General features: G+C 70.6%; 8 protein-coding genes and 1 pseudogene. All 9 read right to left on the bottom strand.

The window, feature by feature from the left end; translation table 11 throughout:
* Positions 1–122: 122 nt before the first annotated feature.
* The 9 genes and pseudogenes from ACIBM5_RS04585 to ACIBM5_RS04545 all read right to left on the bottom strand — a co-directional run bounded on the left by ACIBM5_RS04585 (position 123) and on the right by ACIBM5_RS04545 (position 14075).
* Entirely contained in the window at positions 123–3740 is a 3618-nt protein-coding gene (locus tag ACIBM5_RS04585) for a ribonuclease E/G (RefSeq protein ID WP_396005366.1), read from the bottom strand.
* Between the two features lie 150 nt (positions 3741–3890).
* On the bottom strand, positions 3891–4760 hold the full coding sequence (locus ACIBM5_RS04580) for a TIGR03936 family radical SAM-associated protein (protein WP_391583081.1): 870 nt from the start codon (positions 4758–4760) through the stop codon (positions 3891–3893).
* Between the two features lie 71 nt (positions 4761–4831).
* Positions 4832–5653 (bottom strand): hypothetical protein, encoded by an 822-nt coding sequence (locus ACIBM5_RS04575; protein ID WP_396005364.1) that lies wholly within the window; start codon positions 5651–5653, stop codon positions 4832–4834.
* A gap of 71 nt (positions 5654–5724) precedes the next feature.
* A complete protein-coding gene (locus tag ACIBM5_RS04570) occupies positions 5725–7650 on the bottom strand; it encodes a TIGR03960 family B12-binding radical SAM protein (protein WP_396005362.1) in 1926 nt (641 codons plus the stop codon).
* Positions 7651–7833: 183 nt separating this feature from the next.
* Positions 7834–9084: a rod shape-determining protein RodA gene (rodA, locus tag ACIBM5_RS04565; protein WP_391582898.1), complete on the bottom strand. Its 1251-nt coding sequence runs from the start codon at positions 9082–9084 to the stop codon at positions 7834–7836.
* Positions 9081–11315 carry a penicillin-binding protein 2 gene (gene mrdA / locus ACIBM5_RS04560; protein ID WP_396005731.1) on the bottom strand — a complete coding sequence of 745 codons (2235 nt, stop codon included), beginning with the start codon at positions 11313–11315 and terminating at the stop codon, positions 9081–9083. Before mrdA ends, rodA begins: the two co-directional genes overlap by 4 nt.
* A 50-nt stretch (positions 11316–11365) precedes the next feature.
* Positions 11366–11872, bottom strand: a pseudogene (mreD, locus tag ACIBM5_RS04555) (rod shape-determining protein MreD); the annotation flags it as partial.
* Between the two features lie 4 nt (positions 11873–11876).
* The gene (gene mreC / locus ACIBM5_RS04550; protein ID WP_396005360.1) at positions 11877–12941 is read right to left on the bottom strand and encodes a rod shape-determining protein MreC; all 1065 of its coding nucleotides are present in this window, start codon (positions 12939–12941) and stop codon (positions 11877–11879) included.
* 114 nt (positions 12942–13055) lie between these two features.
* Positions 13056–14075, bottom strand: a complete 1020-nt coding sequence (locus tag ACIBM5_RS04545) for a rod shape-determining protein (RefSeq protein ID WP_078979486.1) — start codon at positions 14073–14075, stop codon at positions 13056–13058.
* Between the last annotated feature and the right edge of the window lie 326 nt (positions 14076–14401).

Genomic DNA, 14401 nt, shown 5'->3' with positions numbered 1-14401 from the left:
GAGGGTGGTTGCTCAGGAGCCTGTGCCTAAGCACACCAAGGGCAAAGGTTACAGGATCCCCGGGGGCGAAGGCCAAACGGGTCCGTCCCGGGGGTTTGAACCCGGGACGGACCCGTGGTGACTCAGGTTCCGCTCGCCGCCGAAACCGGCTCGGCGCCGTCCACGGCGCCCTCCGGCGGACCGGCGGGCCGGGTCGCCCGCCGCGACGTCTTGCGCGGCTTGGCGGCCGCCTTGGCGGGCTTGGCCGGCTCGGCCTCCGCCTCGGCCGCGACCTCGGCGGCGGCCTTGGCCTTGGCCGCGGTCCTGCCCGCCCGGGTCGATCCGGCCGCCTTCGGGGCCGGTTCCGGCGTCGGCTCGGCGGCCGGCTGCTCGGCCGGTGCCTCGCTCGCCGCCGCTGCCTCTGCCGCCTCGGCGGCGACCTTCTTGGCCGACTTCCGCGGCGTCTTGGCGGCGGCGGTCTTCTTCGCCGGTGCGGTCTTGGCCGCGGCCTTCTTGGCGACCGTCTTCTTGGCGGCGGCCTTGCGAACCCGCTTGGCCGGCGCCGGGGCCTCCTCGACAGCCTCCTCGACGGCCTCCTCCGGCTCGGCCTCGACCACCGGCTCCGCCGGGGTCTCCTCGGCCGGTGCCTCGGTGGTCACCTCGGCCTCGACCGGCGGGGCCGGCTCCGGCTCGACGGCGGCCTCCACGGCCTCCACGGTCTCGATCGCCTCGGCGACCTCGACCGGCTCGACCGAGCCGAGGGCGGCGACCTCGGGCAGCTCGGTGTCCACCGCGACGTCCTCGAGCTCCGGCCCGTCCAGCTCCACCGTCTCGTCGGTGTCGACGATCTCGGTGATCGGACCGCTGCCGTTCTTGTCGGCGTTGCCCTTGTTGCGCTTGCGCCGCCCGGAACCCGCGGGGGCTCCGTTGCCGTTGCCGCCGTGGATGTGGCCGCCGTTGCCGTGGCCCTTGGTCTCCGGCGCGTCCATGTGCACGATCACGCCGCGCCCGTTGCACCGCTCGCAGTTCTCCGAGAAGGCTTCGAGCAGACCCTGGCCGACCCGCTTGCGGGTCATCTGGACCAGGCCGAGCGAGGTGACCTCGGCGACCTGGTGCTTGGTCCGGTCCCGGCCCAGGCACTCCATCAGGCGCCGCAGCACGAGGTCGCGGTTACCCTCCAGGACCATGTCGATGAAGTCGACGACGATGATCCCGCCGAGGTCGCGCAGCCGGAGCTGGCGCACGATCTCCTCGGCCGCCTCCAGGTTGTTGCGGGTGACGGTCTCCTCGAGGTTGCCGCCCTGACCGGTGAACTTCCCGGTGTTGACGTCGACCACGACCATCGCCTCGGTGCGGTCGATCACCAGCGAGCCGCCACTGGGCAGCCAGACCTTGCGGTCCAACGCCTTCATCAGCTGCTCGTCGATGCGGTACGTCGCGAAGACGTCCACCTCGCTGGTCCACCGGGACAGGCGCGGGGCCAGGTCGGGGGCCACGTGGCCGACGTAGTCGTGGATGACGTCCCACGCCTCGTCGCCCGAGACGATCAGCTTCGAGAAGTCCTCGTTGAAGATGTCGCGGATGACCCGAACCGTCATGTCCGGCTCGCCGTACAGCAGCGAGGGCGAACTGGTCGTGATCATCTTGGACTTCTTCTTGATCTCTTCCCACTGGGCCTGCAGCCGCGTCACGTCGCGGGTCAGGTCCTCCTCGGTCGCGCCCTCGGCCGCGGTGCGCACGATGACGCCCGCGTTCTCCGGCACGATCTTCTTGAGGATGGTCTTCAGCCGCGCCCGCTCGGTGTCCGGGAGCTTGCGGCTGATCCCGGTCATGGTGCCCTCGGGCACGTAGACCAGGTAACGACCGGGCAGCGACACCTGGCTGGTCAGCCGGGCGCCCTTGTGGCCGATCGGGTCCTTGGTGACCTGCACCAGGACCGACTGGCCGGGCTTGAGCACGGCCTCGATCCGGCGCGGGCCGCTGAAGCCCGCCGCCTCGAAGTTGACCTCGCCGGCGTACAGCACCGCGTTGCGGCCCTTGCCGATGTCGACGAAGGCGGCCTCCATCGAGGGCAGCACGTTCTGGACCTTGCCCAGGTACACGTTGCCGACGTACGCGGACTGGTTGTCCTGGCTGCGGCTGACGTAGTGCTCGACGAGCACGTCGTCCTCGAGCACGCCGATCTGGGTGCGCTCGCCGTTCTGGCGCACCACCATCACCCGCTCGACCGCCTCGCGGCGGGCCAGGAACTCCGACTCGGTGATGATCGGCACCCGACGCCGGCCCTGCTCGCGCCCCTCGCGGCGGCGCTGCTTCTTGGCCTCCAGGCGGGTCGAGCCCTTGACACCCTGGACCTCGTCGGTCGGGCTTTCCGCGAGCGCCTCGCGCTTGCGCGGCTCGCGGACCTTGACCACGGTGCGCTCGGGGTCGTCCTGCGGCTCGGCCGCCGGCTCGTCGCCCGCACCGTCACGGCGCCGACGCCGGCGCCGACGCCGGCTGCTGGTGGTCGCCCCGGCGTCGCCCGGCTCGTCGGTGTCCTCGTCGTCGTCGGGACCGTCGCCGACGCCTTCGGCCTGCTGCTCGCCGTCCTCGTCGGAGCCGTTGTCCTCGGCACCGTCGTCACCGCGGCCGCGACGCCGACGGCCACCGCGCCGACGACGCCGGGTCGGGCGCTCGCCCTCGGTGTCGTCCTCGTGCGCCTCGGAGCCCTCCGGCTCCTCCGTCGGCTCGGGCTGCTCGGTCGCGGCGACCGAGCGGTCCACGTGCCGCTCCTGCTCGTCCTGGTAGCGCGAGTCCTGCGGCTCGGCCTCGGCGGCCGTGTGCACCTCGTCCACCGGCAGCGCGCGCCGGCGGCGACGCCGACCACGCGGCTCGTCGGACTCGGTCCGGGTCTCCGGCTCGGGCTCGGCGACGGCCGGCGCCGGGGCGGGGGTCGGCTCGGCCGCGCGCTGGGGCGCGGCGAAGACGGCCGCCTGCGGGGCCTGGAACAGCGGCTGGAACACCGGCGGCGGCGTCTTGCGGCCACCCCTGCCCCGCGGCTCGGGGGCAGCCTCCGGCTCCGGCTCGGGCTCGGGCTCGGTCGGAACGACCGGCTCGGCCTCGGCGATCGGGGTCTCCTCGGTCACCTCGACGGCGGGCACCGCACGCTTGCGGGTACGCCGGGTCCGTCGCGGGGCCTCCTCGGCCGGCTCGGCCTCGGTCTCCGGCTGCGCCGGCTCGGCCTGCGCCGACGTGGCGGCAGGCTCGGGCACGACCTCGTCCGGGGTCGCCTCGGGAGCGACCGCCGCCCGCTTGCGGGTGCGCCGGACGCGCCGGGGCGCCTCCTCCGGCTCCGGCTCGGGCTCGGCCGCCACCGGAGCGGGCTCGGCAGCCTCCACCGGTGCGGACGCGACCTCGGCCGTGTCGGTGACCGGCGCGGTCACCCGCTTGCGGGTGCGCCGCGCACGCCGCGGGGCCTCCGGCTCGGGTTCGGGCTGGGGCTCGGGGGTGGTCTCGGCCACTGCGGCCTCCTCGGCCTCCGGCTCCTCCTCGTCGGAGGGCGCGGGAACCTCGGGTGTCACGGCAGCCTGAACCGGCGCGGCCTCGGCAGAGGGCACGCTCGGCGGTCCTGCGGGGCGACTGGCGGCGCGGCGACGGCGGCGCGGGGCCGGCGTCGTGGCCGTGTCGTCCTTCGTGCTGTTGTCGTTGTCGGAAGTACCGGAGTTCACAACCCCGGGTGTACCTGATGTCTCAGGCGTGTCGTTGGGCTCGGTGTCGAGCATGCGGGTCTGTCTCCCGTCACGCTTCCGGGCGCTCCAACGCAGGGCGCCGCGCGGAAGCTTCTCTCTCACTCGCCGGTCCCGACCTTGCGGCCGTGATCCGGGCGATAAGTCTGTCGGAAATTCAAGCCTTGGGCCTCGTGTACCCGGTCGTCACCGATTCGAGGCTTCGACGACGGGTTCTGCACCGCCCTGCGGGCCGGTCCGGAGTTCCTCGCCCCCCTGCGAGGTGTGCTCCACCGCCGATGCTGCGCGGTCGGGCGCGAGCGGGTCGGTCACCGAATCGGTCGCGGTGTCGAGCGGCCCCTGCGCCAGGCGGGTGACCGCGGCGGCGGTGGGCGTAACAAGTTCGGCGACCGAGCGGAGACCGGACAGAACGTCGTCGGGTCGAACGGCGGGTGTGGTGTGCCGGACAACCAGTCGCAGTATCGCACAGGGTGCGGCACTACCCGCATCGACACCCTGGTGACCTGCGTCGTTCCCGTCGGGGGTGGTGACGGTCAGCGCGATCACCGCCTCACGGGCGTCGAATGTACGCATTCCGTTCTTGCTCATCCGCTGGACCTCGACGGCCTCGGCGGCCAGGAACACGCCGACCGCGCGCTCGGCCTCCTCGCGGGTGACGCCCGCGAGGACCAGCTCCCAGACCGACGCCTCCAGGCGTTCGGGCAGGTTGCCGCCGTGTGCCTCGACGATCTCGAGCACGTCGAGACCGGTCGGCAGGGACGCGTCGAGCAGGTCTCGCAGACGCGCCGGGTCACAGTGCGTGGCCACGCCGATCTCGAGATACTCGGCCTCGCTGGCGACGCCGGTGGGCGCCGCTCCCGCGTAGGACACCTTGGGGTGGGGGGTGAAACCGGCGGAGTAGGCCATCGGCACTTCCGCCCGACGCAGGGCCCGCTCGAACGCGCGCTGAAAATCCCGGTGGCTGGTGAACCGGAGGCGGCCGCGCTTGGTGTACCGGAGGCGCAGTCGCTGGACCGTCGGCGCGGGCGGCGGTCCCTCGGGCGTACGTCGTGCCAGTTTCGCTCAGTCCTTGGCTCAAGTGGGTGGGCAGAAGTCGATCCAAGCCTACGGCCATCGCACGGGTCGGGTCAGCGCCCCCCGATTCCGAGGGCTCGCAGCACCTCCGCGGTGGCCCGACCGATCGGCCGGAGCACGTGGCGGCCGACCCAGCGCAGCGGGGCCACGACCACGAATCGCCAGACGGCGCGGATCGCCCTGCCGATCGGCGCGAGCACGTTGCGCCAGGCCCAGGACACCGGCAGCACGACCAGGTGGTGCCACACCACCGCGATGCCGCGACCGATCGGCACCAGCACGGCCCGCCACAGCCAGGACAGCGGCCGCACGATCAGGAAGTTGAAGACGGCGGTGGACACTTCCCACGCGAACCGCAGCGCCTGGAGCGTCGCGCGTCCGACCGGACGCAGCACGTATCGCCACAGCAGCACCGCGGGTTTGTACAGGAGGTGCCGGAACACGAAGGCGAGCGGTCGCACGATCACGTGCACGATCACCCACGCGATGGCGTTGCCGATCGGAACCAGGATGTAGCGGCCGACGAAGCGGAGCACCGGGTACAGGAACCAGTCCCACAGCAGGATCTTCAGGCCCTTGAGAATCGGGTGCAGGAACCAGTCCCAGAACAGGAATTTGATCCCTCTGCCGATCAGTCGCAGCAGCTCCCACAACAGGCGCAGCGGCACCACGACGATCAGCGCGATGATCCGGGCGGGCCAGCGGACCACCGCGTACAAGCAGCCCTCACCGGGTTCGGGGCCGGCGCCGGTGCGCGGTGGGTAAGCGTGTTCGGCGTGCTGCTGCCATCCGGGCGGCTCGGGCGCGCCCGGTGGGTTGTTGTGGGTCGATGGTGTCCACGGCACCCGATCCGGTTGGTCCCCGTTTGCATTCACCCGGGCAGATTAGTGGCCCCGCCCCCGGGGAGGGAGCGGGACCACGGATGCTGCTTTGCGTGATTATCCGACTACTTGACGACGCTCAGCGGCAACAACTTCTGTCCGGTCGGGCCGATCTGGATCTCGGTTCCCATTTGCGGGCAAACGCCGCAGTCGAAGCACGGGCTCCAGCGGCAGTCGTCGACCTCGGTCTCGTCGAGCGCGTCCTGCCAGTCCTCCCACAGCCAGTCCTTGTCCAAGCCGGAGTCGAGGTGGTCCCACGGGAGCACCTCGTTCCACTCGCGCTCGCGCGTGGTGTACCAGTTCAGGTCCACCGGCTCGTCGGCCAGCGCCTTGTCCGCGCAGCGCACCCAGCGGTCGTAGCTGAAGTGCTCGCTCCAGCCGTCGAATCGGCCGCCGTCCTCCCAGACCGCGCGGATGATCCGACCGACCCGCCGGTCGCCGCGGGAGAGCAGGCCCTCGATCGCGCCCGGCTTGCCGTCGTGGTAGCGGAAGCCGATCGACTTGCCGTACTGCCGGTCCGCGCGGATCGCGTCGCGCAGCTTGTGCAGCCGCGCGTCGGTGGCCGCGGGGTCCAGTTGCGGGGCCCACTGGAAGGGGGTGTGCGGCTTGGGCACGAAACCGCCGATGGACACCGTGCACCGGATGTCGCGGCTCCCGGAGACCTCGCGGCCCTTCTGGATGACCTTCTTGGCCATGTCCGCGATCTGGAGCACGTCCTCGTCGGTCTCGGTGGGCAGGCCGACCATGAAGTAGAGCTTCACCTGCCGCCAGCCGTTGCCGTACGCGGTGGCGACCGTGCGGATGAGGTCCTCCTCGGACACCATCTTGTTGATCACCTTGCGCAGCCGCTCGCTGCCGCCCTCGGGCGCGAAGGTCAGCCCCGAGCGACGACCGTTGCGGGTCAGCTCGTTGGCCAGATCGATGTTGAACGCGTCCACCCGGGTGGAGGGCAGCGACAGGCCGATCTTGTCGTCCGTGTACCGGTCCGCGAGGCCCTTGGCCACCTCGGCGATCTCGGTGTGGTCGGCGGAGGACAACGACAGCAGGCCGACCTCCTCGAAGCCGGTCGCCTTCAGGCCCTTGTCGACCATCTCGCCGATGCCCTTGATGCTGCGCTCGCGCACCGGCCGGGTGATCATGCCGGCCTGGCAGAACCGGCAACCGCGGGTGCAGCCGCGGAAGATCTCCACCGACATGCGCTCGTGCACCGTCTCGGCGAGCGGGACCAGCGGCTGCTTGGGGTAGGGCCACTCGTCCAGGTCCATCACGGTGTGCTTGGACACCCGCCACGGCACGCCCGAGCGGTTCGGCGCGACCCGCTGGATGCGGCCGTCGTCGAGGTAGTCCACGTCGTAGAAGCGCGGCACGTAGACGTTGCCGGTGACGGCGAGGCGGAAGAGCAGTTCGTCCCGACCGCCCGGCCGGCCCTCGGCCTTCCAGGCCCGGATGATGTCGGTGATCTGGAGCACGGCCTGCTCGCCGTCGCCGACCACGGCGCAGTCGATGAAGTCCGCGATCGGCTCGGGGTTGAACGCGGCGTGTCCGCCGGCGAGCACGATCGGGTGGTCCTCGGTGCGATCCGCGGCCTCGATCGGGATGCCGGCCAGGTCGAGCGCGTTGAGCATGTTCGTGTAGCCCAGCTCGGTGGAGAAGCTCAGCCCGAACACGTCGAACGCGCCGACGGGCCGGTGTCCGTCCACGGTGAACTGCGGCACGTCGTGCTCGCGCATCAGCTTTTCCAGGTCGCCCCACACCGCGTAGGTGCGCTCCGCGAGCACGTCGGCGACCTCGTTGAGGACCTCGTACAGGATCATCACGCCCTGGTTGGGCAGACCGACCTCGTAGGCGTCCGGGTACATCAGCGCCCAGCGGACCGCACACGCGTCCCAGTCCTTGACGGTCGAGTTGAGTTCGCCACCGACGTACTGGATGGGCTTCTGCACCTGGGGCAGAAGCGGCTCCAGACGCGGGAACAGGGACTCGACGGGCATGGCGGTCCTTCCGATGGGCTGGGAGGGGGATCGACCTCCCAGCCTAACGCGAAGCGGGCGGACCCCCTACCGAGATCCTCGGCGGAAGCCCGCCCGCGGGGGTGGTCCGGTGTCGGTGAGACGGGGATCCGTCGGATGCGGCCGGCGGATCCCCGGGTCGGTCGGGCGCGGTCGCGACCGCGATCAGGCGGACTTGAAGGCGCCGGCATGACGCATGTGCACCGACTGCAACAGCCCTATCCCCATCCAGATCGCGAACATCGAGGAGCCGCCGTAGGAGACGAACGGCAGCGGCAGTCCGGCCACCGGCATGATGCCCAGGTTCATCCCGATGTTCTCGAAGGCCTGGAAGGCGAACCAGGCGACCACGCCCGCCGCGACGATCGTGCCGTACAGGTCGTCGGCGTGCAGCGCGATCCGGATCCCGCGCCACAGCAGTATCCCGAACAGCGCGATGACCACGCAGCAGCCGATGAAGCCCAACTCCTCGCCGGCCACCGAGAAGACGAAGTCGGTCTGCTGTTCGGGCACGTACTGGCCGCTGGTCTGCTCGCCGTGGAACAAACCCTTGCCCATGAGCCCGCCCGAGCCGATCGCCAGTCGGGCCATCGCGGTGTTGTAGCCGACGCCGCCCGGGTCGAAGTTCGGGTCGGCGAAGGCCCGGAACCGGTCGATCTGGTACTCGCTGAGCAGCCCGAGGTGTACGACCGCGACCGCACCGGCGGCGGCCATCGCGATCAGCGCGACCATCCACCGCGCCCGGGCGCCGGACGCCAGCAACACGCCGAGCACGATCATCGCCAGCACCATGACCGAGCCGAGGTCGGGCATCAGCATGATCACCGCCATCGGCACGGCGGCCACCACGAGCGCCCAGAACACCGCCTTGTCGCCCGGCTTGGCCAGATCCCCGGTGTCCACCCGTTCGGACAGGATCATGCCCATGCACAGGATGATCGCGATCTTGGCCAACTCGGCGGGCTGCACCGAAAAGCCCGCACCCAGTTGGATCCAGGCCCGCTGACCGTTGATCGTGCTGCCCAACGGACTGAGCGCGGCCATCAGGCCGAGCACCGCGGCGATCCCGACGAACGGCGCGAAGGCCCTTATCCGACGGTGACCGATTATCGCCACCACGGTGGCCAGGACCAGCCCGATCGCCAGGTTGAGCAGGTGCCGCTTGAAGAAGAACTGCGGATCCCCGCCGGTGATGCCGCGCCGATTGCGGGTCGCGGACCACACCAGCAGCGAACCCACCACCGACAGCGCGAGCGCGGGTCCCAGGAGTATCCAGTCCAGCCGACGCACCGGGGCGTCGCGCTGGATGATCTGTCGGGTGATCGACCGGCGCGGGGTGAACACCGGCGCGAGTCGGCCCAGATCCGGCGTACCGAATCCGGCCACCCGCGAGGCGGGTCGCAGTTTCAGGCTCATGTCCCTCTCCCCGTCCGGTACGCCGGCCGCTCGGGGGGCAGCGCCCCGGGCGCGGACAACGCGGTGGTGGTGGGGCCTCGACCACCGCCGGGGTGCGGCGGCAGCACGTAGGAGGCGGGCACGACCGTGCCGTCCTCCTTGACCTGTGGCAGCCCCGCGGGCGGGGCGGGCAGCAGCGCCTTGCTCGGGTCGATCGCGCCCTTGTCGTCGACGCCGAGCAACGCCTCGTAGATCTTGCGCACGGACGGACCCGAGGTGCCGGAACCGGTGCCGCCCTGGCTGACCATCATCACCACGGCGTATTGCGGGCCGTCCTTGGGACCGCCGTACGTGGCGAACCAGGAGGTGCTCTGCTTGCCGTACACCGAGCCGGTGCCGGTCTTGGCCGCTATCGGCATCTGGGCGTTGGGCCAGTTGGCGAACACGCCGGCCGCGGTGCCGTTCATCTCGACGCCGATCAGCGCGTTCTGCAGGTACTTGAGCGTGGCGTCGCTTATCGGCAACTTGGCCGCCGCCTGGGGCTGGATCTCGCGTACGAGCTTCCCGCTCGGGCTGACCACTGCCTTGCCCAGGGTCGGCTTCCACAACGTGCCGCCGTTGGCGATCGCCGCGTACACCCGGGCCATCTGCAACGGGGTGACCGTGGTGTCGCCCTGGCCGATCGCGAAGTTGATCGCGTCACCGGCGCGGAACTGCCAGCCGTCGACGCAGTTCTCCTTGGCGATCTTGTCCACGTACTCGTTGCCGGTGTTGCCCTGCTTGCACCACGCGTCCTTGTTCTGCTCCCAGTTGCGCTTCTTCCAGGCCCGGTCGGCGATCCGTCCGCCGGCCTCGCCGGGCAGATCGATGCCGGTGGGGGCGCCCAGGCCGTAGCTCTTCGCCATGGTGACCATCGGGTCCTTGGGATTCTTCCCGAAGATCCCGCCGTCCTTGAGCCACATGTCGTAGCCGATGCCGTAGAAGACGGTGTTGCAGGAGACCTCCAGCGCGCGCTGGAGCGAGATCGGGCCGTAGCCCCTGGACTCCAGGTTGTTGAAGGTCGTGCCGCCGACCGAGATGCTCGGCGAGCAGTCGTAGTTGGCCTTGGTGGAGTAGCCCGACTCGGCCGCGGCCGAGGTGGAGATCACCTTGAAGATCGAGCCCGGTGCGAACTGACCCTGTATGGCCCGGGACACCAGCGGCACGCCGGCCTTCTCGTCGGTGAGCGCCTTGTAGTCCTGCGGCGAGATGCCGCCCACCCACACCGACGGGTCGTAGTTGGGTGCGCTGGCCATCGCGATCACCCGGCCGGTCTTGATGTCCATCACCACGGCCGCGCCGGCGTCGGCGATGAAGTTCTTGTGCGTGTTGCCCGCGTCGAAGGTCGCCCGGGCCCGCTTCATCGCCTCGTCGAGCTGCTGCTCGGTGATCGCCTGGATCTTCGCGTCGATGCTGGTCACCAGGTGGTTCCCGGGCACCGGCGGGGTCTCCGAGACGGTGCCGGTGACCCGTCCGAGGTGGTCCACGGACAGTCCGGTGACCCCGGACTTCCCGCGCAGGTCCGCGTCGTAGCTGCGCTCGAGACCGCTGCGGCCGACCTCGTCGGCCCGCTGGAGGTCCTTCTTGCCCTCGGCCTTCTGTTTGCTCAACTCGTCGTCGGAGACCGGCGAGAGATAGCCCACGACGTGTGCGCCGTTTGCTCCCTCGGGCGCCGGATACTGCCGTACCGCGGTGGGCTCGGCGGTCACCCCGGGGAAGTCCTCGCGGTGCTCCATGATGGTCAGCGCCTGCTCGGTGGTGGCGTTGTCGGTGACCGGGATCGGCTGGTACGGCGAGCCGTTCCAGCACGGCTTGGGCACGTTGCGCTCGCACAGCCGGGTGCGCGCCTTGACCTCGTCGGCCGGCAGTTGCAACACCTCGGCCAGCCTGGTCAGCACGGCAGCACCGGCGTCGGGCATCCGCATCAACTCGGTCCGGCTGACCGACACCACCAGCGCGGTGCGGTTGTTGACCAGCGGGCGGCCCTTGTCGTCGAGGATCTGACCGCGCACCGCCGGCGTCACCACGTCCCGGACCTGGTTCTGCGAGGCGGCCGCGGCGTAGTGGTCGCCCTCGCGGATCTGCAGGTACCACAGCCGGCCGAAGAGGGTGATCATCAGCGACAGGACCAGAACCTGAAGGATCACCATCCGCACGCGCACGCTGTGCGCGCCGTCTCCCCTGGAGCGGCCGGCGTTGAGCAGGCTCGGCATGCGTTTACGCATCTTGGGCGTTCACCCCCCTACCGGGACAGGCCCGAGAGCATCGGACTCGGATCCACCTTGCGGGCCAGCGCCATCACCCACGGCACCACGAACGGCGCCAGGATCGCGTCGTAGACCACCGCCGTCAGCAACAGCTTGGTCAGCCCCACCTGGCGCACCGCACCGTCGCCGACCAGCGCACCGACCGCCGCGTACAACACGGTGGTGCCCGCCGCGGCGATCGCCACCACGGCGATCGGCGCGAGCACCGAGCGTCTGGGGCTGCGCGAGACGAACAGGCCGGCGATGTATCCGGTCAGGCACAACACGAACGCGTACCGGCCCGCCGCGTGGTCCGCGGGCGGCGCGAGGTCGGCGCACAGGCCGGCCGCGAAGCCGATCACGCAGCCCGAGGTCGGCCCGTAGGTCAGCGCGAGCCCGACCACCACCAGGAGCAGCAGGTCCGGCACCGCGCCGGGCAGACCGAGCCGGGCGAACACGCTCACCTGGACGACGAGCGCGACGACGATCAGCAGCGCGGCATAGAACACGCGGGAGATCCGCACCGTCTCAGTCCCTTCCGGTCGGTGGGGCCGTGCCGCCGGGCGGCGGCTTGCGGCGGCCGTCGCCGGCGGCGGTGTCGGCCGCGTTCGCGTTGGTGCTCCGGGTGCCGCCGGCGGGCGGCTTGGCCGCCGAGGCGCCCTTGGGCGGCTCGGTGGACGCGGGCGGAGGCGGCGGCGGTGGCGCGGCGCTCGGCGGCGCGGCGACCTCCTGGGCGATCGGCGGCAGCACCGCGTCGCGCGGATCGGTGCGCGGCGGCTCGATCACCACGCCCACCGTGTCCAGCCTGGAGAAGTGCACGTACGACTTCACCTCGACGCTGCGGGTGAGTTCACCCGGGGTGTTGCGCACCTCGGCGACCTCGCCCACCGGTACGCCCGCCACGAACGGCTTGCCGCCCTGCGAGCCGAACGTCACCAGCCGGTCGCCCTTCTTGACGTGGGCCTGGCCGTTGAGCAGCTTGAGGTTCATCGGCTTGTCGCCGCGGCCGGAAGTGATCCCTATTTCCATCGATCCGGCCAGCCGCGTGCCGACCGCGAATCCGGGGTCGGTGGCGAGCAGCACGGTCGCGGTCATCGGACCCACCTGGGTCACCCGGCCGACCAGTCCGTCGCCGTTGATCACGGTCATGTCCGGCTTGATGCCGTCGCCCGCGCCCGCGTCGATGGTGACCGTCCAGGAAAAGCCCTGGGCGGGGCCGATGGCGACCACACGCGCGGGCTTGGTCTTGTACTGCCCGGCCGTGGAGACCTTGAGCAGTTTGTCCAACTCGGCCGCCCGATTGCGGTCGAACTCGATGTTGTCCACCTGTTGACGAAGCTTGGCGTTCTCGTCCTGCAGGCGCTTCTTCTCGCCCTCGTGGGATCCCGCGTCCTTGACCGCGTTCACGGCCCGACCGACGGGATCCACTGCGGCGGACACGCCGCGTTCGGCGGGACCGAACACGGCCGAGGCCCAGTCGCGGACGTTCGCGATGGGCGAGTTCCGGCCACCGCGAATGTCCACGGTGATGAGGGCGAAAGAGATCGCTAGCAGCAGCACGAGGACCAGCCGACCGTGCCGGGAGTCCCTCACGATGCGCGCCCGCCCCTTTCGTACGTTGCGGCGCTTGTGGGCAGTTGTGGTGTGTGGCCGTGCCGGGCCGAACGCGGTGGGCGGCGGTCCGACCGACCGCCCCCGCGTCCTCGGTCAGCGGCGCGGTTGGGCATCCAATACCTGCTGGAGCTTCTCGTACTCCTCGACGCACTTGCCCGCGCCCAGAGCCACCGAGTCCAGCGGGTTGTCGGCGATGTGGATCGGCATGCCGGTCTCGGTGCGCAGCCGCTCGTCGAGGCCGCGCAGCAGGGCGCCGCCGCCGGTGAGCACGATGCCGCGATCCATCACGTCGCCGGCGAGTTCGGGCGGACACTGGTCCAGCGTGCTCTTGACCGCGTCCACAACGGTGTTGACCGGTTCCTCGATCGCCTTGCGGACCTCCGAGGTGGAGATCACGATCGTCTTGGGCAGGCCGCTGACCAGGTCGCGACCACGAATCTCGCTGTGCTCGTCCTCGCCGAGGTCGAAGGCCGAGCCGATCGACATCTTGATTTCCTCGGCGCTGCGCTCGCCCAGGAGCAGCGAGTACTCCTTCTTGACGTAGGCGATGATCGCGTTGTCCAACTCGTCGCCGGCCACCCGGATCGACTGGGCCGTGACGATGCCGCCGAGCGAGATCACCGCGACCTCGGTGGTGCCGCCGCCGATGTCGACGACCATGTTGCCGGTCGCCTCGTGCACCGGCAGACCGGCGCCGATCGCGGCGGCCATCGGCTCTTCGATGATGTGCACGCTGCGCGCACCGGCCTGGCTGGACGCCTCGACCACGGCGCGGCGCTCGACGCCGGTGATGCCCGAGGGCACGCAGATCACCACGCGCGGACGGGCCAGGTACCGGCGGCGGTGCACCTTGAGGATGAAGTAGCGCAACATGCGCTCGGTGATCTCGAAGTCGGCGATCACGCCGTCCTTGAGCGGCCGGATCGCCACGATGTTGCCGGGCGTGCGGCCGATCATCTTCTTCGCCTCGGCGCCGACCGCCAGGATGCCCCCGGTGGTGGTGTTCTTGGCGACCACCGACGGCTCGTTCAGTACGATGCCGCGGCCTCTGACGTACACCAGCGTGTTGGCCGTACCGAGGTCGACCGCCATGTCACGACCGATGAACGACAAGTTGTTCGCCATATAAAGAACCTAGGGCCTTCCCGAGCTCGTAGCCATGAGGACATGAGCCGGCCGAGGGACGTCGTACCGAGAACGCCGGATCGACCGACCACAATCGTAGGCACGGTGTACCGGCGGCAGAACCCGCGACGTACCGGGGCACGGCTGCACCCTCCATCCACCATGACGTGATCACGGTGCGAGGGGTTGCGTGCCACGCGCGGCAAGTGGAGGGATTTCCCTCTAACAGCGCACGGTCGGGGCCCGATAGGGCACCCCGGCGGGTCGCGCGGAGGTCCGCCCGGCGTGGTCGCGAAAAAAATCGATCCCCCGCG

The organism is Embleya sp. NPDC050493, from assembly GCF_044458105.1.
Taxonomy (GTDB): domain Bacteria; phylum Actinomycetota; class Actinomycetes; order Streptomycetales; family Streptomycetaceae; genus Embleya.
This window is presented reverse-complemented; position numbering and strand designations above follow the sequence as displayed.